Below are 25619 nucleotides of genomic sequence, written 5' to 3'. Positions count from 1 at the left end.
GAAGTCCTTTTTTATGTCTTTGAAATCCTTATGGCTCTTGGGTCAAAAAATATGCAAAATGCTCGATTAAGTACACTTATGTTTTTCTTTCTACATGAAGGAATAGTCGAATCTAGAGTAAACGAAGAACTAAGTTCACTCTTAGCAAGAGGGAATTCTCATAGTTCCGTGTTAGCCAAAAGCTTTGATAACGAAACTCTTTCTCATGTAGTATTAATGGAATCTGAATCAAAAACTGACATTGTCGTTACCAATAAACAAGGAAATGTACTTGGTTCTTCTGATCAACTCCAATTATTTGAAAAATATTTAAGTGAACATTCTAATTCTAATATCCCAAAAGAAGGAAAAGTCATAGAAGATAATTGGGAAAAAGAACCATATATTGTTACAATCAGCCCTATCAGTAATACAGATGAAATTTCAGGATTTGTTTATATGTTTCAAAACACCACATCTATTCATTTACTCATTCAAAAATTAAATGAACATTTTATACTTACTGGATGGATTTCTGTAATCTTAACAATTATTATTATCATATTCTTGTCAAGAGGAATTACGAAACCATTAATTAAAATGAAAGAAGCTACTCACCAAATTAGTAAAGGGGATTTTACTGTTACACTGCCAGTAAACTCTAATGACGAACTCGGAGAATTAGCTCATTCCATTCAAAAGTTAGCAATAGATTTAAACTACTTAAAAAAAGAACGAAATGAATTTTTAGCAAGAATTGTAAATTATCACTTTATTTCGGAACAAAAGAGCCATTTTTTTGCACATTCCTTCAGAAAGCCCTCTCCCCTTTTCTGAAAGAATGTGCTAAATTTTTTGTGAATTATTTCGGAAGAGAAAATCCATCGGTTCATAGGAGGGGGAGGAGGACGTGATTCAATTTCATGACTTTGGCATTGACGTCCAAACGTATGCAGAGCGTGGAAAAGAAAACGACTTCCCTCTTCTGAAAAAGTGTCCGCATTGCCGGGCCAAGCGCCCGTTGCACCGCCACGGTTACTATGAGCGAAACGCATTGACCCCACATGGTGATTATCGCATTTGGATTGTCCGGTATCGCTGTCGGGAATGCTTGAAGACGGTGAGTGTGCTGCCTTCCTTTCTCCTCCCGTATTTTCAGTATACGTTGTCCGCCATATGGCAAGTCGTGAAAGAGCAGTTGGGATTGACCGAGGGGACGAACCGGGCTCCGTTTCTCCCGACAAAGGACGGCATCATCTTTTATGTCCGACGGTTCTGCCGAAACCTATCAAGCCTTCACAGCTTTTTTGCGAGGCGGTGGAGGATCATAGGCCCTATCGTGAAAAAAGAAAAGGAACGAGCTTCCTGGTGGATCCGGACGTTGGAGAAACACGGTCTCTATTCGGTCATCAGAGACATGTGGGAGGACGGATTCCGACACCCTTTTGCGAATCAAATGGGATCCTGATTTTACATACATATCCTAAATTGGAAATAGTTGAGGTTCCCACAAACCTTTCCTATCGACGGAGAAAAAGCGATCCGGTACGATAAGGGCAGACGGACCGGAACGGTCCTGATTCCAAGTGAGACAAGGAGGAGATTCGAATGGATGAGTCGATGAGACACGACATTGCCCTGTTTCGGTACGGGCTAATCGCTCCGTTGGTGAATGGGCAGGTGGAACCGAAGACGTATCTGAAAGAGGTGAGCGAGCGAGTGCACCATGTTCCCCACCAGGGCGACAAACGAATCGCAGCCAAGACGATCCTCGATTGGTGCACCCGATACAAAAAAGGGGGCTTTGACGCCTTAAAGCCGAAGCGCCGTTCGGACCGCGGCCACTCAAGGCGTCTGTCGCCCGATGATGAGGATCATATTTTAGCCCTAAGAAAAGAACATCCCACCATGCCCGTGACGGTGTTCTACGAACACCTGATCGAGCAGGGGGAAATCCCAGAAAACCATATCTCTTATTTTACTATATACCGATTGTTGAAAAAACACAACCTTGTCGGGAAAGAAATCTTGCCCATGCCGGAGCGAAAGCGCTTTGCGTATGACCAGATCAATGAGCTTTGGCAAGGGGACTTATCCCATGGACCAACGATTCGAGTCAATGGGAAAGCCCAGAAAACGTTTTTGATCGCCTATATCGATGACTGCTCGCGGTTTGTGCCGTACGCGCAGTTTTTCCCTTCGGAGAAGTTTGACGGGCTGCGGATCGTCACGAAGGAAGCGGTGCTTCGTTGCGGGAAGCCGAAGCGCATTTACTCGGACAACGGGAAAATTTATCGATTCGAGGTGCTGCAGTATGCGTGCGCCGAGATGGGAATTACGCTCATCCACACCCAGCCGTATGACCCGCAAAGCAAAGGGAAAATCGAACGGTTCTTCCGCACCGTACAGACGCGGTTTTATCCGCTGCTGGAGTTGGATCCCCCGAAGTCGCTCGAAGAGCTGAACGAGCGCTTTTGGAGGTGGCTTGAAGAGGAGTATCATCGAAAACCGCACGCCTCGCTGGACGGAAAAACGCCGCATGAGGTGTTTCAATCGCAAGTGCATCTCGTGTCGTTCATCGAAGATAGCGATTGGCTGGATGCGATTTTTCTGAAGCGGGAGCACCGCAAGGTCAAAGCCGATGGAACGATCACCTTGAACAAGCAGCTGTATGAAGTGCCGCCCCGGTTCATTGGGCAATCGATTGAACTCCGCTATGACGAACGGGGCGTCTATGTGTACGAAGATGGAAGGAAGGTGGCGGAGGCCGTTCGGGTTCGTTTGGAGGACAACGCCTATGTAAAACGCCATCGGTCCCCGTTTGCGGCGATTCCGGCGAAGGAGGGAGAACACGGTGTATAAATCGTTTTACTCCCTTTCGCGGGAGCCGTTTGCGAAAGAAACAGACCCGTCCGAGGCGTATCAAGGGGCGCCGTTTCAGGAAGCGTTGCGGGCGATGGAGTACGTGAAACGAACCCGGGGGATCGGGCTGTTGATCGGAGAGCCGGGGGCGGGCAAGACGTTCGCCCTTCGGGCGCTGAAAGAATCATTGAATCCATCATTGTATTATGTCGTCTACTTTCCGTTATCCACCGGAGGCGTGATGGATTTTTACCGTGGTTTGGCCTTGGGATTAGGAGAGGAACCGAAGTACCGCAAGGTAGACCTCTTCCGCCAAATCCAGCAGGCGATCGAGCGATTGTATCATGAACGGCGGATCACGCCGGTGTTCATTTTGGACGAGATGCATTTAGCGAAGGATGCATTTTTACAGGACATCGCGATCTTGTTCAACTTTGAGATGGATTCGACCAACCCATTTGTCTTGATTTTGGCCGGGCTGCCCCATTTACAGGGGAAGCTGCGGCTCAATCAGCACCGCCCTCTCGACCAGCGGATCATCATGCGATACCGGATGGGGCCGCTGGAGAAGGAAGAGGTGGCGGGCTACATCAAGCATCGGATGAAACAGGCCGGGGCGAAGCACCCGATCTTCACCCCATCGGCGTTAGAGGCGATTGCCCTGCAGTCGCGGGGATGGCCTCGGGTGATCAACACGTTGGCCACGACGTGCCTGTTATACGGGTATCAGCTGAAAAAGGACGCCATTGACGAAGAAGTGGTGCGCATGGCCGCAGAGGAAATGGGGTATTAGCACGAAAGGGGCCGAATCGGCCTCTTTTGTGCTTTCTCTTTTCCATCGGTCCATCAGGCGCGCTGGAAATCTTCATCTGAAAGAGCGTGCAAACGTTCCGAAAGAATGTGCAAAATCCGGAACAATCCGCAAAAATTTTGCACATTATTTCCGAATCCGCCTGAAATAATTTGAAAAAGGGATTCTGAAATAATGTGCTAGTTTACACCCGAACCCCGAAGACAGAAGTAGAGGTTAGCTCAACGAAAGGGTGTCCGTGGTGACGCGGAATCTGAAGGAAGCTGGAGGCAAAACACCGGTCCGAGGAACACGAACCTCATATAAGGCTAGGTATGATTGAGTGAGTTTGCCAAACAAAACAAAGCTCTTTCTGTCGAAGGTCATATCGAGTAAATGAGGCGGATAGATGGTGTGAAAGTGCATGTACTTACCCGGGGAGGTCTGGCGGATAGGTGAAATACGCTTCATAACCTACTTAGTGATAAGTAGCTGAACCGTCAGAAGTCAGCAGAGGTCATAGTATTAGTTGGTTTAGAACTACTAAGAAGGACCGAACAATTAAGAGAGAATAGCCCTTGGCATTCAGTGAGTCATGATGAACACAGAAAACGTAGTACCTCACTTGAGGGAGGAAGCGGTGAATCCCGTGGGAGATCTCTTGGAGGGTGGAGTGACCACTGGCATAAAGAGAACAGCTATTCACGGAAGTTATAAAGACTTGCGTCAATCATCTTAATTGAACCGCCGTATACCGAACGGTGCGTACGGTGGTGTGAGAGGTCGGGAGTTAATCGCTCCCTCCTACTCGATTTAGTTGAATAAAAAAATAAAAAATAAATAAATGTGTATAATATAGATAGGAAATAACAAACCCCCGAAAGTGCGGGCAACACTTTCGAGGGTATTAAGTAATAGAACGAATCCCTTCAAAGGGGATCGGCAAACTGAATAGGTGAATAATTCATAATCCACCCATAAGCCGACAATCAAGGGTGGATTATTATTAAAATATTTCTTAAAAAAAGGGGGAGTGATTTCATGGTCAAACAAACGGTATATGTCAATACATTTACGGACGGCGTTTTAGACCCGAATGAAAAAATGGAATATGCCGTCAAAGACGGTGGGTATATTGTCGCCAATACAACGCCCGGTTGCTGGGGACCGATGATTACTCCGGCTTTAAAGGGAGGACATGAGGTAACAAAGCCTGTCTATGTAGAAGGTGCGGAAGTGGGTGATGCGATTGCCATAAAAATTGAGACGATTCGCTTCACATCGATCGTCACTGCATCGGGAAACGACAAACCCGTGGAAGGAAGATTTCTAGGCGATCCGTTTGTCGCGGCCCAATGTCCGAATTGCGAAACCGTTAACCCGGAGACAGTCATTAAAGGCATTGGCGAAAAGGCGATCCACTGTAAAAACTGCGATGCTGAAATCACACCGTTCACGTTTACCCATGCGTACACAATGGTCTTTAATGATGAAAAAACGCTCGGGGTGACATTACACAAGGAAGCTGCGGAAAAGGTAGCTCAGGATGGACGAACATATATGTGCACACCGGAAAACTCTATTCAAAACCCAATCGTCACCTTTGCGCCCCACGATATGGTTGGCACGATCGCCAGAATTCGACCATTTCTCGGTCAGCTCGGAACAATGCCGGTAAGACCGATGCCCGACTCGCACAATGCAGGTGATTTTGGACAGGCGCTAATCGAGGCTCCTCATGAATTCGGTATCACAAAAGAACAATTAGCAGACCGAACCGATGGTCATATGGACATTAATCGGGTGCGGGAAGGAGCGGTCGTTATCTGTCCAGTAAAAGTCCCCGGTGGCGGTGTATACCTGGGCGACATGCACGCCATGCAGGGGGATGGTGAAATTGCGGGACATACGACCGATGTTGCCGGGATCGTCACATTGAAGGTGGATGTCATTAAAAATCTCCAAATTGAAGGACCAATATTACTTCCCGTTGAAGAAGACCTGCCTTATCTAGCCAAACCATTTAGTCGTGAAGAAAAAGAGAAAGCAAAGAAACTTGCAAAGCAGTGGGGCGTTGCAGAAATTGAGGAATCACTCCCGATTTCCTTCATCGGAACCGGTGCGAATCTGAATGAAGCGACAACGAACGGAATGGAACGGGCGGCAAAATTTTTTGATATCTCCGTTCCGGAAGTGATGAATAGAGCGACAATTACTGGATCAATCGAAATCGGCCGTCATCCTGGTGTCGTCACCGTCACCTTCCTGGCGCCAGAAAAATACTTAATGAAAAAAGGAATACTGGAAATCGTGAAGGAGCAGTATTCATAAATCGCCAACAAAAGCCAGTACCTTGTCAAAAGGTGCTGGCTTTTTTGATAAAAGAACGAAAATACGTAATTTTCTATGATAGAATAAATAATGCAGTTGTGACGGTTTCACGTACATGTTTTGGACTTGACCTTCAACGCTCACTCCATGTCTTAACAGACATTCCATTCCCGTTTCGGTCAATCGGTGATAGGTGATCCCCTTTTTGTTCTTCCTACTCCCTTTCAGCGTGTTACTTGCAATGTATTTGCTCTTTCTCAATTGGTATAGAACCTTATTGACATAGAACTTTGAATTCGGAAAGTATATCCTCTTTATCTGATCCGTTGTCATGGCTCGATAATTATATAAATCTTCTAGTATATTAATTTTTCGGTCATTCAATTGCTCATAGTACTTGTATTCACTCATTTTTTTCCTCCTCTTTGATGCCTTCTCTCCGTGGGTCTGTTTAGTGTTTCAGATTCCTCATTTTTCGGAATCCTTACACTAAACTGCATTCAAAAATTGATCTTTTTTTAAAGACATAAAACTGTTGAAAACATTGATAAATCAACGATTTTACGCTTCATTTTAGGTTAAAATTGTTGTCTGATTTTAAGGTCAAAATTCAGAAAACGATCTTTAGGTTTTTTTACCCTTATTTTGACCATATTTTTTTCTACTATTTAGACCATTCTAAGTGTGTTTACCAAAAGCCCAAACTCTCTTTTTTCATCAAATCTACTTCTTCCCTATTTGTTATTTCGAAAAAATGTTTTTCAGAAAGATTAATTGTAATTTTTCCTGTTAAAAGAAAATCCACTAAAAAACTTTGAGGGATAACGTACACTTCAATTCGTTCATCTTCATCTTCATCTGGAATCAAATTTCCAAAATGCATAAGGGATAAGTGTTGCCAGCTATCATCTTTTATGATTCCTGTCTTTCTAATTCCGTCGATTAATGGTTTGTAATTCAAATTATCGAGATCTCTTTCGATATTGTTTTCAAAGTTATGAATAGTAATCAAAACTGCTTTTTCAAAAACGGTATAGTTTCCACTGAAATCATATTGATGATAGGAAATCTTATTGAAAAATTCCCTTATATCTGTTCCGTCACGGAGACAATGCTTTCTGTTTCGTTTCAGAAGAATTCTATGAAAATCCCCAGAATAAACGAAATGATAGTATGGAATCTTGATTCCGTTATGTTCCACGGTATGTGCTACATAGTATTCTTTTTTCACCTTCACGAAACTTTTGCAAGGAAGCTCCTGCCTTTAGGCATGGAGAGGAATTGCACCTTGCGCAAGTTGCGTTCCCTCCTTTCTATAAGTATATCCATCAAATCGCTGAATAATTTGAATATGTTTATAACTGATTCCTTGTGCGATGCGCTTCCCATCTTTGCCTTTGATATCAAAACTTCCACTTTTTCTACATGCCACTTCGCCAAACCACACTCCTTTGTATTTCCCTTTTGAAACAACCGCCTTAACCATGTCTCCTGTTTGAAAACCAAAGAAAAATTTTTGTCTTGCGAGATACCCCCTTGGGAAACCATATTTGTCTAGGTTTGTGCGAGAACGACTGCCACGTCCTTTTGCTTTGATAAACAATACTTCTTTTGTTTTGAAATACAATTGGAGTGGTGTGCTCTTGCCTACGCAACAAGCATCAAAATAGTGAGTTTTCGGCAGCCCTAATCGTATTCGGTTCATTTTTGTTCTTGCGCCTGTTCCACACTCTACTTCGCATCCACTCTGTTTTAACACTTCATATACTTTCCATCGAGTGGCATTTACTGCGCTTGCGTCTTTTAACGTTTCTTTAACCATTTCTTGAATATGTGGATATCCAAACTCTTCTGCGGTTTGTTTTCCTTTTCTTTCATTGCAATCCCGACACGCAAGACAAAGGTTATCTACTCGGTCTGTTCCGCCTCTTGATTTTGGATTGATATGCTCGACTTCAAGCGGAATGCCTTCTTTTCCGCAATAACAGCATTTTCTCCCAAACTTTTCAAGCAAGTATTCCCTTACTTCGTATCCTTGAAGCGTTCCTTGCTGGTACTCAATGCCGCTGATTTCAGGATTTCGCATGAGTTGCGTATCAAACTTTACGTTCTCGTACGAGATATATCCAATCGGACATATCTTTCTTAAACGCTCTACCCATGTTTGAATATTTTGCACACGACTCTCTAACGATGGTGGAAACCACCCATCTTTTCTTCTGCGGTTAAGAAAACGTGGCTCCCTATATCTCGTTTTTCGATTTCGTCTCGCTCGACGAAAAGCACGTCTTTTATCCATTTTTTCCTTAATGTCTGTACGATGGTCAAGCTGTCCTAACCATACTACTTCCTGCCCTCGTACAATCGCTAATCCTGTATGTCTACTTCCGTAGTCGATTTTCAATCGATATGTTGTTTTGATTTCTGACACATCCACCGATTTTTTCAAAATGATGGTGAATGGAAACCGTTTGTAAATCGCCGCTTTCCCTTGTTTCAACAGCTTTCTTGCAACCGCTTCGTGACAAGGAGCAAGCGGGCGTTTGTTTGTGTCTAATACAAAAACCATAGGGTTTTCCCCTTTCCTCTGCATAAAGCAGGTAATATTCTCCTCGACCAAGTTATAGATGCTTGTCATGTGCAAGGCACTAGTGCTACCCACCGCACTTGTTTAACCTTGCACGACAGAGGATAGGGCTGGAGAAGCACCCCACCGTGTCATGACATCTATAACGTAGACTCTGTTTCAAGCCTTGGTCTGGTCAACACGGGGCTTACAAGCCCACGACTTTAGTCGTTGGGTTGTTGACCCAGTCCTTTCTATTGTTTTGTAAGCATGTAAAATTGTTATTATTTCAATATCTTTTAGATCAAACTAAAATAAAATGTTTACAATTAAACTAGGAAAACAGCTTGCAAATGATAGAATGTATACAAAAAGTTAGAAAAAACACTTAAAAACGCTTATATTTCAACGCTTTTAAGTGTTTACAAAACTGTTTACACGAACTGTATTTCAAGCTTTATAAATGCTTATGTGACAAGGATTTGATCCACTTATTTTTTGTTTACAAATCTTATTCTCCTATCCATTCTTTTAAATATGGTCTCGGATTCACTGGTTGATCGTTTATTCTAATCTCAAAATGAAGGTGAACCCCTGTTGATCGTCCTGTTGATCCCATGTATCCAATAACTTGTCCAGCTCTAACCTTTGTTCCTTTGCTAATTCCTTGTTTTTGTAAATGAGCGTAATAAGTTTTCATATTGTTCTCATGTTGAATAATCACCAAATAACCATATCCCCCGTTGTTGTATTGGGAATATATAACCTTTCCATCCTTGAACTACCCACCACTTAACACCCTTACGGGTTGTTTGAAGTGGGGGATTCCTACGAACTCCGTTCTATCGAACAGATATTTAGTAGGCTAACCCCGTAGTCCCTACGGTTAGAAGCCTTATGGCTTCATTTTTGATATTGATACTTGCGTTAATATCTCGGTCATGACGGGTATGACAATTAGGACACTCCCATTCACGCAATCCAAGATTTTTAACGTCTTTATTTTTATAGCCACAACATGAACAAAGCTGACTGGATGGAAAGTTTTTTGCTACTGTGACAACTTGCTTTCCGTACCATTTCGCTTTGTATTCTAACATCGTTCTAAATTGTGACCATGATACTTCGCTAATTGCTTTAGCAAGATTGTTATTTTTTAACATATTACTTACAGACAAATCTTCCATCCCGATAATGTCGTGGTTTTTGACAATATAGGTGGAGATTTTATGCAAGTAATCGTTTCTAGCGTTTGTGATTTTTTCATGAATACGAGCAACTTTAATTCGTTGTTTGTTCCAATTAGAACCACCTTTTTTACGTCTTGATAGAATCCGTTGTGCTTTTGCTAATTTTTCTTCTAATCTTCGAAAAAACTTAGGATTAGAGTAAATCGTTCCATCTGAAAGAATAGCAAATTCTTTCAAGCCGACATCTATGCCAACAGCAGAGTCAGTTTTAGGTAATTCCTGAACTTCTGTTTCTACAAGAATGGATACAAAATATTTTCCACTTAGATTACGTCTAATTGTTGCATTGAGAATGCGACCTTCTACTTCATGACTCTTTGCAAAACGAATCCATCCAAGTTTAGGCAGCTTGATTTTATTATCATCAATAGCAATATTGTCATTTGTATACTTTGTCGTGTAAGACTGAACAGGATTTTTCTTGGACTTAAAACGTGGTTTATCGTTTTGTTTCTTGAAGAAACGGGAATAAGCGTCAGCAAGATTTTTTAATGACGATTGAAGTGCAATACTATCCACTTCTTTTAGCCAAGTTAATTCTTTTTTTAATTGTGTTAACTGAGCAGAACAAGAATTATAAGTCAAACCTTTTCCTGCCTCTTTATAAGTATTATCCCATTTTGCTAAAAAATGATTAAATACAAATCGACAGCACCCAAAGGTTTTATTAATTAATATTTCTTGTTCTTTGTTCGGATAGAGCCGAAACTTATATGCTTTATTTACAATCATTGATTTTTCACCTCCTTTAATATATACTAAAAGTATATACTTAATTAAAAAAGGGGGTTTTTATCTATATTATTCTTCTAACCAATTATAAAAAATTGGCTCTCTTCGCATGTTTTTATCAATAGCAATCTTATATTCTTCTAATTTTTTCATTTGATATTTTCTACTAATATTAGCTTGTTCAGTACGTTTTTTTAGCCCATTTACAAAGTACACAGCAAAATCATATATAGTTTCCCCTAGTAGTATTTTTTCCATCATAGACTCATATTGTGCTTCAACGTCAGATATATGGAATATATCTAAACCGTTTTTATGGCAATTTAATATAATATTGGCGATTGTATCTTTTTCTAACCCTTTTCTATGTAAGTGATCAAATAAAACTTGATAAGCAATGTTTTCTTTACACAAGGATATTATTAATTCTTTTTCTTCTTCTTCTGTTTCTTCTATATTATTTTTTCTATCAAAAGAAGAAGAAGAATTATTAAAAATAGTATTATCTAAATTAGTATTATCTAAATTAGTATTGTTTAATTCTTTATTTTTAATGTACTGATTTCCCAGATTAGAATTTTCCGTATTCGGATTTTCCGAATCCTGTTTTACCTGATTCGGATTTTCAGGAAATGGTTGAACCCCCATATCCTGATTTTCAGGAATTGGATCATTATCTTTTTTTCGAGTTCTTTTTTTCTTTTCCTTTTTTACACAGTATGTAACGATCAGTTGTTTTTCATTTTCTTCAGCCCAATGTTTTATTTCTTTAAGTTCTTGTTTTACTTCATCTTTATCGTCAGAGAATATATATTCTCTTTTTTCAATTACTCCACTTTTATTTCTAATCTCTACTCTGGCAACATAACCATGTTCTATCAGTTCATCTAATGCACGATAATGAGCGTCACGCCCATTTTTTGAACGCTTAATGATCTCTTTCATTTGTATCTTCCAATTTTCTTTATTCGACAGAAAGATGGTTAAAAGTGCTTTTGCTTCGAGGGTAACTTTATTGTCATTTAATAAGCTATTAGATATTTGAATACGAGCAACTTTAATTCGTTGTTTATTCCAATTAGAACTACCTTTTGTACGTCTAGAAAGAATACGTTGTGCTTTTGCTAATTTTTCTTCTAATTTACGGAAGAATTTAGGATTTGCATAAGTCGTTCCATTAGACAAAATAGCGAAATCCTTTAATCCTACATCAATTCCAATAGCAGAATTAGTTTTAGATAATTCTTGAACTTCTGTTTCAACTAAAATAGATACAAAGTATTTACCACTTGGATTTCGTCTAATGGTTACATTTAAATTGTTTTTGTTGTATAAGAACGTTCATAATTTCGGCTATATCTTCACTGGTTACTAACTTGGGAGTTTTAGGAATTTGTTGGTTTCCCTGGTATTCATCAGTGCTTATCACCAATGGAAATTCGTTCACAAGTACGTTGTGAACTTCGTTTGTTTCCAGCCCTTCATCATACAGAGCTTTAATCCGTTTTAGTATATGGACAGCTGTTTCTTCGTATTTTTTTACTCTGTTTCCGCCTTTTGCTACAAAAAACGTTTCAAAGTTAGCTAAATACCTTCTACAGGTACTATTTGGAATATCTACCTGTTCCGCCAACTCTGCTATAGTTAAATATTTCTTCACCACTCACCACCTCATTTCATCACATACTACAGGTTAGTTATTCACTGCTATTAATTACTTATTCAGCATTGATTACTGGATATCCTTTATACAAATAACGACAAATCAGAACAAAAAAGATTTGTCTAGATCAATACGGTTCATCGTCTTCATCTTCGATCATATCTCTTTCATCAAGCCAGTTATAAAGAGGAACATGATTTGTTGTAGGCATGTTATTGAAAAGATTGGCTCTATATTCAGGATTTCTAAAATCAACGTGATGAGCCATCTTTCTCAATGCTCCTAATATGTAATTTTCCCATCTTTCTTTTGGAACTATCTCGTAAACTTTATTTTGTATTAGCTCGTCTGTGAATTTATCAACCAATTTCATCCACTGTTTTTTAGTCCATCGACCAGGAGCAAACTCTGGATAGAATTTATGGCAAATATTTTCAAAGACATATTTCATAGTTTCCTTGTTAACAATTGAAACAATATTATCTGAAGTAGTCTCTGTAGTAATCTCTGGTATTGCTCCTTCATTTTGAAGCTTTGATGCTTCATTTTGAAGTTTCGAATCGTCATTTTGAAGTTTCGAATCATCATTTTGCAGGTTCGAACCTTCATTTTGAAGTTTCGAATCGTCATGTGTATCCTCTAGGAAATCTCCTAAACTATAACCCTCTAACGAATAGCCCAATTGGAGCAAATCATGTTGGATTTTGACTATGTTTACTCTATATTGATATGTTTTATCCCATTTATATTTTGGGTTTCTTCTTCTGTCGATCCATCCCTTGTCGACTAAATCTTTAATGATTCTTTCCATGGTGGTTACTGATTTTTCAAACATACATTCATCTTTCATTTCTTCAGCTGTTTTATATATCCAACCATTAGAAAGGGTTTCTTTTATTTCCTCAGTATTTTCAATACTTCCATCACTAAATTTTCTAACCCGTTCCATCTCTTCTTTAAGATAATTATCGACATCTTTGATTCTTTCCGACCAATAAATGAATTGGTTTAAAACAATAGCATGTTCCACTTTGCCAGTTAATGCTACCAGTTCTTCTTTAATGATCACACGCTTCAGCTTTCTAACTTTTGTCATTATGTATCATCCTCCCTGATTTTTTAGGAAAGGAAAAAGCGCCTGCCTGTCGTGTTTTGGGTACGACAAACAAGCGCTCAAAATACATAAAATGACAATATTCAACCTCTTGAAATACTTTCATCTATGTATTAAAATTAAAGAATAGAATGAAAGTAATTTCAAAAGAGTCTTGAGGCAAGTGTTTGTCGTGGGGGTGACACGACGAACGGTATAAAGATGTTGGCAGCATCTTTATACACGCTTTAAGGCTCTTTTTCTTTTCCCGAACATTATTAAGTTATTTTTTATTTTAACTCTATTAAATGAAATGTACAATCAAAAATTTAAAAACTTTTTTGCAATATTAGCTCCTTTCAAGGAGCTTCTTTTTTTGTTTTCGGGATCTGTATGTACCTAGATAATATTATAAAACATTTTTTAAAATTAAAAAAAGAACATATGTTCTTGAAATAAAAAAATTAAATTGGTATAATTTTCATGGATAAATCATCCTAAACTTTTTAATAGAACCCAATACACGTGTATTGGGTGTTTTTATCTATTTAATTTTCGTTATTTTTATTAATTTCGATATTTTTCTTCAAATAATTCGGGGTATATAGTTCTTAAATTCATATTTTCTAGTCTGTTTAAGTGGTGTAGTTTCTTCTTCAATAACCTTTTGAAAAACATCATCTTTAAAGAATTCGGCTAATGTCATACCAAATCCATTTGCAATTTTATTCAATGTCTCTATGGTTGGATTTTTTGATCTACCCTGCACAATTTCATTCAAGGTCGATTGTAGAACCTCTCAGATGAAAACTGAATAAAGGCATTTTTCCCGAAAGGTTGCTAGGGAAAAAATGTTGGAAATGTCAAGTTTATGGATAGGATGGCTAAAAATCCATTTGCAACCAGTCGATCTAAAAAATAAAATTAAAATGGAGTGGTGATTTTTTGAAATCAAAATTGCTAATTGGTTGTAATTCGTGTGAAAATGAATTGAAGAAAAAAAGTGGTTATTTTCTTGGAGTTAACGGTGACTACCATTTAATGTTTCCTGTCCGTACATCATATGCAAAAGAAGATCTCGGTCAATTATTCATAGATCACTATACATGTCCATTTTGTAATGAAAAATTAGAAATAACACCTAACATGATGAAATGGATCACTTCTTTTATGGATAAAACCTTTCATGTTCAGGTTAAAGAAGGTCTTATTGAATTTTCCAATGGAGAAATCTCTTTTTCCGTCCCTGTCGGAAAAGAAATTGATTCCGTTCAAGAGTATCTGGCATCATTAGGTGTTATACTTTTAAACGCTTGTGATTACTTACCTTCGCATAAAGAAATCTCTTTAGTACAGATGGCTACAAAAGAATATGACCATTCCAAATGGTTAGTCCGTGTTGAATCTGGAAAAGCAATTGAACCGTTTGTTGACACATACAATATATGGTTTGACGGAATTTAAATTAATCATATCATCGTTATGAGAAATAGGCGAAATTCCTTCGTTAGAAGAAGTTCGCTTATCATCATCAATATAATCTTTATATATATTATTATTTACTTTCTTCTTAGGATTATTAGTTTTAGTATTATTATTATCCTTATTTTCCGTATTCGTTGTTTCCGTATCCTGATTTTCAGGAAACGGGTTTTCGTTCGAATCCCCGGCTTTTTCTCTTTTTCTTTTTTTCACGGCTTTGTACTCAATAATTGAACTACCACTAGGCTAAAGCCGTAGTGGATTCCTAAGTACAGAGTTCTACCGAACTCTAATTGATTAGGCTATCCCCGTAGTTCCTACGGTTAATCGCAAGGCTTCCTTGCGAATATTTAAACTTGCGTTAATATCTCGGTTATGATGGGTATGACAATTAGGACACACCCATTCACGCAATGCAAGATTTTTAACGTCTTTGTTTTTGTAGCCACAGCACGAACAAAGCTGGCTGGATGGAAAATTTTTCGATACGGTAACAACTTGCTTTCCGTACCATTTCGCTTTGTATTCTAACATCGTTCTAAATTGTGACCATGATACTTCGCTAATTGCTTTAGCAAGATTGTTATTTTTTAACATATTACTTACAGACAAATCTTCCATCCCGATAATGTCGTGGTTTTTGACAATATAGGTGGAGATTTTATGCAAGTAATCGTTTCTAGCGTTTGTGATTTTTTCATGAATACGAGCAACTTTAATTCGTTGTTTATTCCAATTAGAGCCACCTTTTTTACGTCTTGATAGAATCCGTTGTGCTTTTGCTAATTTTTCTTCTAATCTTCGAAAAAACTTAGGATTAGAGTAAATCGTTCCATCTGAAAGAATAGCAAATTCTTTCAAGCCGACATCTATGCCAACAGCAGAGTCAGTTTTAGGTAATTCCTGAACTTCTGTTTCTACAAGAATGGATACAAAATATTTTCCACTTGGATTACGTCTAATTGTTGCATTGAGAATGCGACCTTCTACTTCACGACTCTTTGCAAAACGAATCCATCCAAGTTTAGGTAATTTGATTTTATTACCATTAATAGCAATATTGCCATTTGTATACTTTGTCGTGTAAGACTGAATAGGATTTTTCTTGGACTTAAAACGTGGTTTATCGTTTTGTTTCTTGAAGAAACGGGAATAAGCGTCAGCAAGATTTTTTAATGACGATTGAAGTGCAATACTATCCACTTCTTTTAGCCAAGTTAATTCTTTTTTTAATTGTGTTAACTGAGCAGAACAAGAATTATAAGTCAAACCTTTTCCTGCCTCTTTATAAGTATTATCCCATTTTGCTAAAAAATGATTAAATACAAATCGACAGCACCCAAAGGTTTTATTAATTAATATTTCTTGTTCTTTGTTCGGATAGAGCCGAAACTTATATGCTTTATTTACAACCATTGATTTTTCACCTCCTTTAATATATACTAAAAGTATATACTTAATTAAAATATATGTCAATAGTATATACCGAGGAGGATTGTAAAATGGAACGTATACCAAAATTAATTAAATTTCCTGTCGATTTAGTAACAAGAATCGAAGAGTACAAAAAAAAGAACAATATTAAAAATTTTTCAGTTGCAGTTTACGAATTAATTCGTAAAGGTTTAGAAAAATAATGGAATACATGCATCAATGAACATAAAAAATCGAGTCCGTCTTGAAAATTTTACAGTGCCAAACAATCTAAGGTAGACAAGATATTGCATGCCAACTCTGTACACTTACATGTAACACGGTGAGTGATGCATTAAATTTGTAACGCCATCGCAAATAAAATATAATATACAGATGGAGGGCTGTTTCGTTGAGTTACACTATTTTAGACATTGCTTCACGGGCTGGAGTTTCCAAGTCAACGGTTTCGCGGGTAATCTCGGGGAAAGGATTTGCAAGCCAGGAAGCACGAGAGAAGGTATTAAAAGCTATTGAGGAGCTGCAGTACAAACCAAACGCAGTAGCAAGAGCAATGGTTTCTCAACGGACTAACAATATTGGGGTCATCATCTACCGGCAGCACTATCCGATTGCTTCCCACCCTTTCTATGGAAAAATCCTCGATGCCATTCTTATGAAAGCGAAAAATCTTCACTATTCCGTGTTTGTCACAACGGATAAGGAAGTGTCTTTAAAATCAGCAGATTTTATGCTGGAAAAACGAGTGGACGGGCTTATTCTAATCAGCAGGCTTAATCAAGAAGTAGTTGGTTATATCGACAAGTTTAACGTTCCTTACGTGATTGTAAATGGAACAATGGAAAAGGATGATGTGATTCAGATTGTCAATCATGATAGAAAAGGCGGAAGTCTTGTTGCCGACCATTTGTATCAATTAGGCCATCGGAGGATCTTCGTGATTGCTGGACCACAGGATCATCGCAGTCATAGCTTGCGTTTTAAAGGTTTTAGCCAGCGTATTAGGGAGCTTGGCGGAGAAATTACGATGAGTGATATTTATTTTTCACCGACATCAACATTCGATGACGGTTATAAAGGGCTGTCTGATATTTGGGATCGCTTCCTAGCTAGAAAGCCAACCGCTCTTTTTGCCACAAACGATATGCTGGCTATGGGTGCCATGAAGTTTCTATTGGAAAAAGGGCTGAAAATACCTAATGATATAGCTGTTGCAGGTTTTGATAATATCGATTATTCGAACATGTTCCATCCATCATTGACCACGGTTCATATTGATAAGGTTAAAATGGGTGAAGATGCGGTTGTTTTATTGGATCAATTAATAAAAAAAGAGAAGGATGTACAGCCGCTAAAGATCGAATATGAGCCGAAACTCGTTATAAGGGAATCGACCAATGGATCTTCCCACAAGTAAATCAAGACTGAAATTGGAAAAAGGATAAGGATAGTTACTAGGTAACATATCGCTTTTCCAAGCTTAGTTATTGTTATTCCCCGACATGAACTTTTTGGTTTTGGATCGATTATAACCATAAAGTTCGGTAAGGGGAATTTTTTACGTTGATATAGTAAATTGTTAATTCATCTTAAAATATTTTTGCAGTATTTTAACATTTTGATAAAAGAGGCTTAATATTTTCACTTTATAATCAAAGTGTAAAGGGGTACAAGCTAGTTTAATGGAAAGGAATAAATGTTATGTGGGAACGTTCCCAGACTAACTTAACTTATATTCCAGAGTGAAAATTAATGATTATTATGTGGGAACGTTCCCATAAGGTAATAGGTTTATACTCAACTCCCCTGCTTTAAATAGGAATTTTCCTAATTAATAACATGTGTGAGGTGAGAAAAAGATGAAAAAAATTACAGCAAGTGTCTTATCTACGCTCATTCTTGCAATGGGAATTCTTTCTGGCTGTGAAAAGACTGATCAGTCCGCTGGAAGTGAGTCAAATGCGGATAAGCCTAAAGTAGTAACGATCGAAGCTCAAACAGCTGCGCCAGAAATAACTCGAGTTGAAAATCTGGAAAAAGCGGCTGAAAAATTAAATGAAGAATTAAAACAACAAGGAAAAGATATTCGAGTAAAAGTCAAAACAAACTTATTTGAAGGAAGTTGGGAAGAATATGCCAAACAATTTATGTTAGCTTTCAAGGCCAAAAAAGAGCCTGATATTTATGCGACAGTGCATGAAAACATCGGTTGGTTAGCGGATGGAAATTATATACTTCCTTTAGATGAACTAAAAAAATCTAAAGAATATTCTGATGTATTTCCAACTCTATGGGATTCTGTAACATATAAAGGTCATATTTGGGGGGCTTTGCAAGATACGGAAGCACGTCCTGTTTTCTACAATAAGGATGTTTTGAGAAAGCTTGGCTGGAGCGAAGAACAAATTAATAATCTTCCGGAAAAAGTAAAGAACGGCGAATTTACACTGGATGATACGACAAAATTGGCTGAAGAAGCGAAAGCAAAAGGATTGGTGCAATTTGGCATTATCCACCGTCCAGTAGATGGTCCTGATTTTCATGTGATGGTTTACAATTTTGGCGGAAAATTATATGACCCTGAAGAAAATAAAGTTGTATTAGATAAAAAAGCCGTTGAAAAACAGTTGAATTATTACTATGAAATTGCGCAGAAAAAATTAATACCTGACAATCTTACTCAAATGGAATGGAGCAATATTCACAAGACGGTAGTAAACGGGAAGGCGTTGTTCTACTACGGCGGCATTTGGAACGTATTTAACTGGGGTCAAGACAATTTCCACGAAAAATTGGGCAAAGTGGATGAAAAATGGGTCAATGAGCACTTTGGCATGATGCTTATTCCTGCAGCAGAAAAAGGCGGAAAACCAATTACTCTTTCTCACCCATTCGTATATACCGTTTCATCGCAAACAGAACATCCTGAATTAGTGAAACGTTTGTTGGAACTTGTGGCTGATTCTGCACTTCAAGCGGAGCATGATGTAAAGACGTTCCATCTTCCTGTCACAAAAAGCGCTGCAGAACACCCGGACTTTAAAGCAAATGAAACATTGGGAAATGTAACATACATGCTTGAATATACGACATTCCTTCCGAACCATGAAGGATTCCCTAAGTATTCCAAAGCAGTATTTGATGCCATTCAAGCAGTAGAGCTTGGAAAGAAAACGCCGAAAGAAGCGTTAAAAGATTTAGAAGTACAGTTGAAAAACGACCTTGGCGATCAGTTAAAGATTGTTGAATAAAAAGGTGGGTGGTACCTGGCGTATGCTTGCCAGGTATCATCTTTAAAGGAGGTTAGAAAAGTGGGATCTGTTTTAAAAAAGTGGAAGTTGCCCGCCATTATGCTTGGTCCATTTATCGTTCTGATCTTCCTTTTCTTTTTTCTCCCTGTTGTATTAATAGCCATATTGGCATTTACCAGTATGGATTCTGCCATGAGGTGGGATTTTAACGGATTGGCGAACTTTCAAAAGCTTGTGACCGATCCGAATATCTTGTTGATTGTAAAAAACACTGTCATTTACGTCGGTTTCACATTATTGATTAATGTGTTTTTTGGTCTGGTTTTAGGCATTTTGACAACCTACTTTATTCAAAAAGAATCCGTTGGTCTGTTTTTTCGGACGATTTGGATGCTGCCGCGAATTTCCCCGCCAGTCGTGTATGTGCTTCTTTGGTTATGGTTTTTTGATCCAAGTGAATATGGAGTGTTAAATAGTTTGCGAGCTCTCTTTCATATGCCGCCTAAGGAGTGGCTGACAACTCACCCGATGGTTGCTGTTATTTTAGCCAATGGATTAATTGGAGCTTCGTTTGGGATGATTATTTTTTCCTCTGCCATTAAGTCCATACCAAAAGATTTGTTCTACGCCGCAAACGTAGATGGAGCTTCTCAATGGTCGATCATTAAAGATATTATTATCCCGGCTGTGCGTTGGCCGCTAATGTCTGTGACACTATGGCAGTTTTTGTCTTTGCTTACATCCTATGAATATATTCTCTTGCTTACAAACGGTGGGCCTTTATTTGAGAGCGAAGTACTAGCTTTGTATTCGTATCATAAAGCTTTTCGGAATTTCGAATTTGGCTATGGTTCTGCTATTTCGCTCGTTCTTGTTTTGGTTGCATTGATCTTTTCATTTGTCATGTGGAAATTGTTCGGCATGAAAAAAATGATGGGCTCTTCAAGAATCGAATAAGAAGGGGGTTGTTGAAATGGAAGCAACCAGTTACCGTACGGAAACAGAACGTGTGCTTACACCTGTTTCCAAATGGAAGAAGCGCATTCCTTACATCATTGCTTATGGCGTTTTAGGGTTGACTACACTGCCAGTCATTTTAATGTATTTGTGGCTTTTGTTAAGGTCTTTTTTTGAACAAATGAAATACGGTTTTATCCCTGTTCATTTCACATTAGAAAACTGGCGGTTTTTATGGTCGAGCGTGGAGCATGGAGGAAGCCCGCTCCCAAGTATCTGGACGGCAACTTGGAATTCCTTCGTTTTTTCAGGCACCCTTACTATCTTGGAAGTCATCATCGGCGTCATGGCCGGATATGCTTTAGCTCGCATCGAATTCCCGGGACGTCAGGCATTAATGAAGACTACGTTGCTGTTGCATGCTTTTCCGAGTATCGCTTTGCTTATTGCGGTGTATTATATTTTGAATTTTATGGGGTTGTTTGATTCCCTTTTTGGAGTTGTATTAGTGAAAACAGCCCTGCAAATTCCTATGACAGCGTGGATTGTAAAAGGATTTTTTGATGATGTGCCATGGGATGTAGAGTGGGCTGGACTGATTGATGGGTGCAGCCGTTTGAAGGTTTGGTTTACCATTGTGCTTCCGTTGATTAAGCCTGGAATTGCCGCGGTTAGCATCTTTTCGTTTTTATCTGGTTGGTCTGAATTTTTGCTATTATACACGTTTATTTTAAGTGATGAAAATGTCACTTTGTCCTCTTATCTCCAAAGATTAATCAGTGATCCAAATTTGGTTAATTACGGGCTATTAAGTGCTGTATCGCTATTTTATATGTTGCCGGTCTTACTGTTTTTCATTTTTACGCAAAAATCATTGATGCAGGTAAGTGTTGGAGGAGGGAAGAGAGTATGAAAATCGAGTTAAAAAATATTTGTAAATCATTCAATAAAAAAACGAATACGATTGATAATTTGAGTTTGACGATTGAAGACGGGGAGTTTGTTGCTCTCCTTGGACCGAGCGGCTGCGGAAAGTCTACAACGATGCTTATGATTGCTGGAATTTATAAACCAGACAGCGGTGAAATTTATTTTGACGGCCAGCTTGTCAATGATTTAGAGCCAAAGGATCGAAATATCGGCATGGTATTCCAAAGTTATGCCTTATATCCGCATATGACGGTTTTAGATAATATCGCATTTCCATTGAAACAACAGAAAGTTCCAAAAGAAGAACGGATCAAGCGGGCGAAACAGGCGGCTGAAATGGTGCAGCTTGGGCATTTATTAGATCGAAAGCCAAGCGAATTATCTGGAGGTCAGCAGCAGCGTGTTGCTTTGGCGCGGGCCATCGTGAAAAAACCAAAGGTGCTGTTGTTGGATGAGCCGATGTCCAATCTTGATGCCAGATTAAAAATTGAAATGAGAGAGGAAATTTCCCGCATCCAAAAACAATTGGGCATCACCACCATTTTGGTTACCCATGACCAGGAAGAAGCGATGACGATGGCTGACCGTATAGCGGTCATGAAAGAGGGGAAAATCATTCAGTACAGTACGCCGATGGAATTATATAAGCATCCGAAAGATTATTTTGTCGCTCAGTTTATCGGAACGCCTCCGATGAACTTTCTGAAAGGAAAACTATCGAACAGACGGCTTCATTTACAAAACATGACCATTGAATTAGATCGCGAGTTCCTCCATTTTCATGGTGGAGAAACAGACGTAAATGTTGGAATTCGTCCGCACGATTTAAAATTGGGAAACAGCGGGGATATCCGTTTTAAAGGTACAGTAAATATGGTTGAGCCGATCGGCCATTCACAAATCGTCAATGTAAAAATCGGCAATGAACAGGTTCGCTTTTTTGTTGAACCAAACACTAGAATGGAATATGGCCGTGAAATCGAAATATCAGCCGATATTTCAGCCATTCATTTGTTTGATGCGGCGACAGGAAGAAGTTTGAAAAATGAACATGCGAATCAAGAACAAGTCAAGGAATTCGTTTCATAGTCAGGAGTGAAGGATGAAAGAAAAATGGCAATAAAAATGAAACAGGATTCGGAACAAGCTTTGTATGACGCAGCGATTGAATATGCATTGCAAGCCGGTCGATTGATCAAGTGCCACTTAGGAAACAAAGGGAAAATTAAGCCAAAAAAGAATGCTTTCGACCTTGTGACTGAGGTTGATAAGTTGAGTGAGGATTTTCTGCGTGGAAAAATTCAAGAAGATTATCCTGACCATTGGATTTTATCGGAGGAGAATTGTGGTCAGGACAATGCATATGAAGTGCTGAAAAATCATGATTCGGGTTATGGCTGGATCATCGATCCGATTGATGGCACGACCAATTTCATTCACAACATTCCTCATTTCTCCGTTTCGCTCGGAGTCGTAAAGGACGGAAAACCTATAATTGGTGTTGTATTCAATCCGATCACTGGCGATCTTTATGCGGCAAGAAAGTCATTTGGGGCTTATTTGAACGGACGCCCTATCCGAGTTGGAGAAGAGTCAACATTGGCTGAAGCAGTTGTAGCAACAGGGTTTCAGGCCAGTGATTTTCAATCAGGATCTCGGGTCATTCAGCAAATCGATAAGTTAGCAGGGAAGAGCCGCAACATTCGCATGTTCGGTGCGGCAAGCTTGGATTTATGTTTGGTTGCATCGGGAAAGATTACTGGATTCTGGCATGAAGGCCTCAATCCGTGGGATACAGCTGCAGGGATTTTAGTTCTGGCAGAAGCCGGGGGACAGGTCACGGATAAAGATGGGAATCCTTATCAACTTTTTCATGATTCTCTTATCGCTTCCAACGGAAAAATCCACGATGAATTAATGAAAACAATCAAGCTATGAAAAAACGGGTGTGATAATTTTGAAAAAACCGTTAATTACTGCTCATACCGGCTGCATGAATACACCGCCCAATTCCATTCATTCTGTATTGGAAGGATTAAAGGCGGGAGCAGATATCATTGAAGTGGATGTTCGGTCTACAAAGGATGGGGTGGTTGTTCTTTTGCACGATGAAGAAGTCATGACTCCAAGGGGAATGAGACGGGTTCAAGATTTATTATTTGAGGAACTGAATCATCTAGCCAAATGTAACGAGATCATTCGGCTGGAGGAGGTTTTGCCGATTGTCAAAGAATATCACCGGGTAATTAATCTGGACGTAAAAGAAGATAAAGTTATCGATCCAATGATTGAAATGGTTGAAAAGCATAATATGAGGGATTATACGATCATAACCGGCTGCGACAAGGAAAGAGCGTTTCATTTGAAGAAACGTCACCGTCCGTATCAAGTTTTGTTAAATGCAAGTGTGAGCCTGTATGAAACTTATAAGGGGGATTATGAGTCGTTTATCAAGGAAACTTGCCAGGATGCTATTGCTGCCTCGTGCTGTGGAATAAACATCAATTATCACTTATGTCGGGAAGAATTAATCGATTATGCTATGTTTCGCTGTCTTCCCGTTTTAGTATGGACGATCGATGATTCTCATGCAATGGAAAGGTTTTTAGGGATGGGCGTCCATTCCATTACGAGCAATGAAGTAAGCGCACTAGTGGAGTTAAGGGATCAGCAATATATAAGTTAAATTTGAAAATTCTACTTCTTGTAATCCATTTTTTCGACTGTCGGTAAATCATCGACTTGCCTTCGTCAGTCGAAAAATCTTTTGATAAAAAGTGCAAAAGACGAAATATTAAGTTGCATTTATATCTAAGGAATTTTAGGGGGGCATTCATTTGATAGATACGTTTTTGTATGAATGGAAGAAAAGAAATGGGGAAATCACAGAGTTAGTTAAGGGGGAAAGGATTTCTGGCGCTGATTTTTATCAATTGGCGATTTCTCAGCTGGAGTTTTTAATCAAGGCAGATCCTAATAATGTTAGTTATGTGTCACAGCTGGCAGAGTTCTTACATTTAGATGGTCATGTACGCAAAGCAGGAGAACAGTACCGTAAAGTATTAGAGATGGATCCGCTGCTCCCGCTTACTGAAATGGAAGAACGGCTGATTCAAAAATTTTGTCCAATATTGTTGATGAATCCAAAAGAATGTTTTCCGCTAAAAGACGTTGTTGCAGTACATCATCCGACTAAGCCTATAATCGGCTATCATCTGTTTTGGGAAGATGACTATGATTTTCCTGATGATTATGAACCGTGCGATCACGAAGAGATTTGGATTGAATATGATCAGAAAACAGAAGTCGTGACCAATGTTATGTGCTGGTTCCACTCCCGTGTTTTAAAGTCGGAGGATGCTGTGAAAGAAGCACATAGTAATCAGCAGAGAGCCATTATTAGAATTGAATGGGGAAAGCATGGTTCGCTTTTTTGTGGATGGGAAAACATGAAAGAGCCACTAACAGGCGTTACATTGCCTCATTGGCTTAAAGAAACTTATGAACATGTAAAAAACGGAGGCCGTGTACCTTCCCACCCATTAAAGAGATTTTGGCCCAAAGGGTTTGAAGGCACTTTTGAGGAATATACCGATTTTTCAGTCGAGGTAGATCCATTAGAATGGCTGAATAAAAAACCGCTTATGTATAAAACCAGATGGGTAAATGCCGTAATATTTACAGAATGCTTGCGCTATAATTTCCATCCTAAAATGGAATGGCCTGACCGTTTCTTTCAGTCTATAGCGTGACAAGGCGCATTTATGTTTCCGTTAACGATATTCAAAGAAGATTTTTGCCATCTGACATTGTGTCTTTTGATTGTGGAACAGGGGGATCTAAATAGATGAGATGAAAGATGCAGGGAAGAAGCTGCGCCGGGCAGTTATACAAAAAATATCGTTTCGTAGAAATGTGCGAAAACCTATCATTTTAGAATCATAAAGGAGCTAACTGATGAAAGGATATTTTCATTAGTGTGTTATAGCATTTTCTGCTTAAGAATACATTTCTGAAAATCACAGTAAGCATTTACTTTTGTGCCATTTGATATTTGTTTGTAAGTATCGAAAAAAGTTATTATTAAAAGTTGGTGATGATATTAAAACCGAAATCGAATCTATATCTAATCGTTATGGTTGGCAAATTATCGAGCAAGAAATAGACCAAGACCATATTCATATTTTGATTCGTTATTCTCCGAAATGGAGCATTCTTGAAATCGTTAGATTATTGAAGCAACTTACAACCTATCGAATATGGCAAAAGCATAACGAATATCTTTCTCAACATTTTTGG

24 protein-coding genes and 2 pseudogenes are annotated in these 25619 nt (G+C 38.9%); 16 read left to right on the top strand and 10 right to left on the bottom strand.

The annotated features are described in order from the left end of the window. Positions 1 to 51: 51 nt before the first annotated feature. The 5 genes from NSQ44_RS18760 to NSQ44_RS18740 all read left to right on the top strand — a co-directional run bounded on the left by NSQ44_RS18760 (position 52) and on the right by NSQ44_RS18740 (position 5962). Positions 52 to 816, top strand: a complete 765-nt coding sequence (locus NSQ44_RS18760) for a HAMP domain-containing protein (protein ID WP_340858370.1) — start codon at positions 52 to 54, stop codon at positions 814 to 816. Positions 817 to 889: 73 nt separating this feature from the next. Next, positions 890 to 1447, top strand: coding sequence for a DUF6431 domain-containing protein (locus tag NSQ44_RS18755; RefSeq protein WP_042412494.1), 558 nt, complete (start codon positions 890 to 892; stop codon positions 1445 to 1447). Positions 1448 to 1587: 140 nt separating this feature from the next. Further along, on the top strand, positions 1588 to 2841 hold the full coding sequence (locus NSQ44_RS18750; RefSeq protein WP_340858369.1) for an IS481 family transposase: 1254 nt from the start codon (positions 1588 to 1590) through the stop codon (positions 2839 to 2841). Continuing rightward, a complete protein-coding gene (locus NSQ44_RS18745) occupies positions 2834 to 3634 on the top strand; it encodes an ExeA family protein (protein ID WP_340856983.1) in 801 nt (266 codons plus the stop codon). The genes NSQ44_RS18750 and NSQ44_RS18745 overlap by 8 nt, the downstream gene beginning before the upstream one ends. Positions 3635 to 4672: 1038 nt before the next feature. After that, the gene (locus NSQ44_RS18740; protein WP_340858368.1) at positions 4673 to 5962 is read left to right on the top strand and encodes an acetamidase/formamidase family protein; all 1290 of its coding nucleotides are present in this window, start codon (positions 4673 to 4675) and stop codon (positions 5960 to 5962) included. Here NSQ44_RS18740 and NSQ44_RS18735 read toward each other — a convergent pair. The 9 genes and pseudogenes from NSQ44_RS18735 to NSQ44_RS18695 form a co-directional block, all read right to left on the bottom strand. Further along, entirely contained in the window at positions 5957 to 6373 is a 417-nt protein-coding gene (locus tag NSQ44_RS18735) for a replication-relaxation family protein (RefSeq protein WP_340858367.1), read from the bottom strand. The genes NSQ44_RS18740 and NSQ44_RS18735 overlap by 6 nt on opposite strands. A 277-nt stretch (positions 6374 to 6650) precedes the next feature. Continuing rightward, positions 6651 to 7193, bottom strand: a complete 543-nt coding sequence (locus tag NSQ44_RS18730; protein ID WP_340858366.1) for a hypothetical protein — start codon at positions 7191 to 7193, stop codon at positions 6651 to 6653. A gap of 33 nt (positions 7194 to 7226) precedes the next feature. Next, a complete protein-coding gene (iscB, locus tag NSQ44_RS18725) occupies positions 7227 to 8531 on the bottom strand; it encodes an RNA-guided endonuclease IscB (protein WP_340858365.1) in 1305 nt (434 codons plus the stop codon). A gap of 508 nt (positions 8532 to 9039) precedes the next feature. Then, positions 9040 to 9294, bottom strand: a pseudogene (locus NSQ44_RS18720) (M23 family metallopeptidase); the annotation flags it as partial. 91 nt (positions 9295 to 9385) lie between these two features. Continuing rightward, complete coding sequence (gene tnpB, locus NSQ44_RS18715; protein WP_340858364.1) at positions 9386 to 10510, bottom strand: IS200/IS605 family element RNA-guided endonuclease TnpB; 1125 nt, start codon at positions 10508 to 10510, stop codon at positions 9386 to 9388. A gap of 1044 nt (positions 10511 to 11554) precedes the next feature. Then, positions 11555 to 11827: pseudogene (locus tag NSQ44_RS18710) on the bottom strand (RNA-guided endonuclease InsQ/TnpB family protein); the annotation flags it as partial. Continuing rightward, positions 11811 to 12170 (bottom strand): MerR family transcriptional regulator, encoded by a 360-nt coding sequence (locus NSQ44_RS19145; protein WP_445659545.1) that lies wholly within the window; start codon positions 12168 to 12170, stop codon positions 11811 to 11813. The gene NSQ44_RS19145 and the pseudogene NSQ44_RS18710, both read right to left, overlap by 17 nt. A gap of 130 nt (positions 12171 to 12300) precedes the next feature. Continuing rightward, positions 12301 to 13269 carry a hypothetical protein gene (locus NSQ44_RS18700; protein ID WP_340858363.1) on the bottom strand — a complete coding sequence of 323 codons (969 nt, stop codon included), beginning with the start codon at positions 13267 to 13269 and terminating at the stop codon, positions 12301 to 12303. 583 nt (positions 13270 to 13852) lie between these two features. Further along, positions 13853 to 14047, bottom strand: a complete 195-nt coding sequence (locus tag NSQ44_RS18695) for a hypothetical protein (RefSeq protein ID WP_340858362.1) — start codon at positions 14045 to 14047, stop codon at positions 13853 to 13855. A gap of 164 nt (positions 14048 to 14211) precedes the next feature. Here NSQ44_RS18695 and NSQ44_RS18690 point away from each other — a divergent pair, with 164 nt between their 5' ends. After that, a complete protein-coding gene (locus NSQ44_RS18690; RefSeq protein WP_340858361.1) occupies positions 14212 to 14730 on the top strand; it encodes a hypothetical protein in 519 nt (172 codons plus the stop codon). Between the two features lie 315 nt (positions 14731 to 15045). On the opposite strand, the gene tnpB (NSQ44_RS18685) is transcribed toward NSQ44_RS18690, so the two are convergent. Next, positions 15046 to 16164: an IS200/IS605 family element RNA-guided endonuclease TnpB gene (gene tnpB, locus NSQ44_RS18685; protein WP_340858360.1), complete on the bottom strand. Its 1119-nt coding sequence runs from the start codon at positions 16162 to 16164 to the stop codon at positions 15046 to 15048. A gap of 86 nt (positions 16165 to 16250) precedes the next feature. On the opposite strand from tnpB (NSQ44_RS18685), the gene NSQ44_RS18680 reads away from it, so the two are divergent. The 10 genes from NSQ44_RS18680 to tnpA all read left to right on the top strand — a co-directional run. Next, positions 16251 to 16385, top strand: coding sequence for a hypothetical protein (locus NSQ44_RS18680; protein WP_264467635.1), 135 nt, complete (start codon positions 16251 to 16253; stop codon positions 16383 to 16385). 188 nt (positions 16386 to 16573) lie between these two features. Further along, positions 16574 to 17599 carry a LacI family DNA-binding transcriptional regulator gene (locus NSQ44_RS18675; RefSeq protein ID WP_340858359.1) on the top strand — a complete coding sequence of 342 codons (1026 nt, stop codon included), beginning with the start codon at positions 16574 to 16576 and terminating at the stop codon, positions 17597 to 17599. Positions 17600 to 18041: 442 nt separating this feature from the next. Next, positions 18042 to 19433: a sugar ABC transporter substrate-binding protein gene (locus NSQ44_RS18670; RefSeq protein WP_340858358.1), complete on the top strand. Its 1392-nt coding sequence runs from the start codon at positions 18042 to 18044 to the stop codon at positions 19431 to 19433. A 60-nt stretch (positions 19434 to 19493) separates the two neighbouring features. Further along, positions 19494 to 20390 (top strand): carbohydrate ABC transporter permease, encoded by an 897-nt coding sequence (locus NSQ44_RS18665; RefSeq protein ID WP_340858357.1) that lies wholly within the window; start codon positions 19494 to 19496, stop codon positions 20388 to 20390. 16 nt (positions 20391 to 20406) lie between these two features. Further along, positions 20407 to 21303, top strand: a complete 897-nt coding sequence (locus NSQ44_RS18660) for a carbohydrate ABC transporter permease (protein ID WP_340858356.1) — start codon at positions 20407 to 20409, stop codon at positions 21301 to 21303. Next, on the top strand, positions 21300 to 22409 hold the full coding sequence (locus NSQ44_RS18655; RefSeq protein ID WP_340858354.1) for an ABC transporter ATP-binding protein: 1110 nt from the start codon (positions 21300 to 21302) through the stop codon (positions 22407 to 22409). Before NSQ44_RS18660 ends, NSQ44_RS18655 begins: the two co-directional genes overlap by 4 nt. 24 nt (positions 22410 to 22433) lie before the next feature. Further along, positions 22434 to 23258 carry an inositol monophosphatase family protein gene (locus tag NSQ44_RS18650; protein WP_340858353.1) on the top strand — a complete coding sequence of 275 codons (825 nt, stop codon included), beginning with the start codon at positions 22434 to 22436 and terminating at the stop codon, positions 23256 to 23258. 19 nt (positions 23259 to 23277) lie between these two features. Next, positions 23278 to 24006 carry a glycerophosphodiester phosphodiesterase gene (locus NSQ44_RS18645; protein WP_340858352.1) on the top strand — a complete coding sequence of 243 codons (729 nt, stop codon included), beginning with the start codon at positions 23278 to 23280 and terminating at the stop codon, positions 24004 to 24006. Between the two features lie 151 nt (positions 24007 to 24157). Continuing rightward, positions 24158 to 25072, top strand: a complete 915-nt coding sequence (locus NSQ44_RS18640) for a tetratricopeptide repeat protein (RefSeq protein WP_340858351.1) — start codon at positions 24158 to 24160, stop codon at positions 25070 to 25072. Positions 25073 to 25328: 256 nt separating this feature from the next. Continuing rightward, positions 25329 to 25619 (top strand): IS200/IS605 family transposase (tnpA, locus tag NSQ44_RS18635; RefSeq protein WP_340858407.1); only part of this gene is annotated, 291 nt, incomplete at its 3' end.

The organism is Aeribacillus sp. FSL M8-0254 (genome assembly GCF_038008845.1).
Taxonomy (GTDB): domain Bacteria; phylum Bacillota; class Bacilli; order Bacillales; family Aeribacillaceae; genus Aeribacillus; species Aeribacillus composti.
This window is presented reverse-complemented; position numbering and strand designations above follow the sequence as displayed.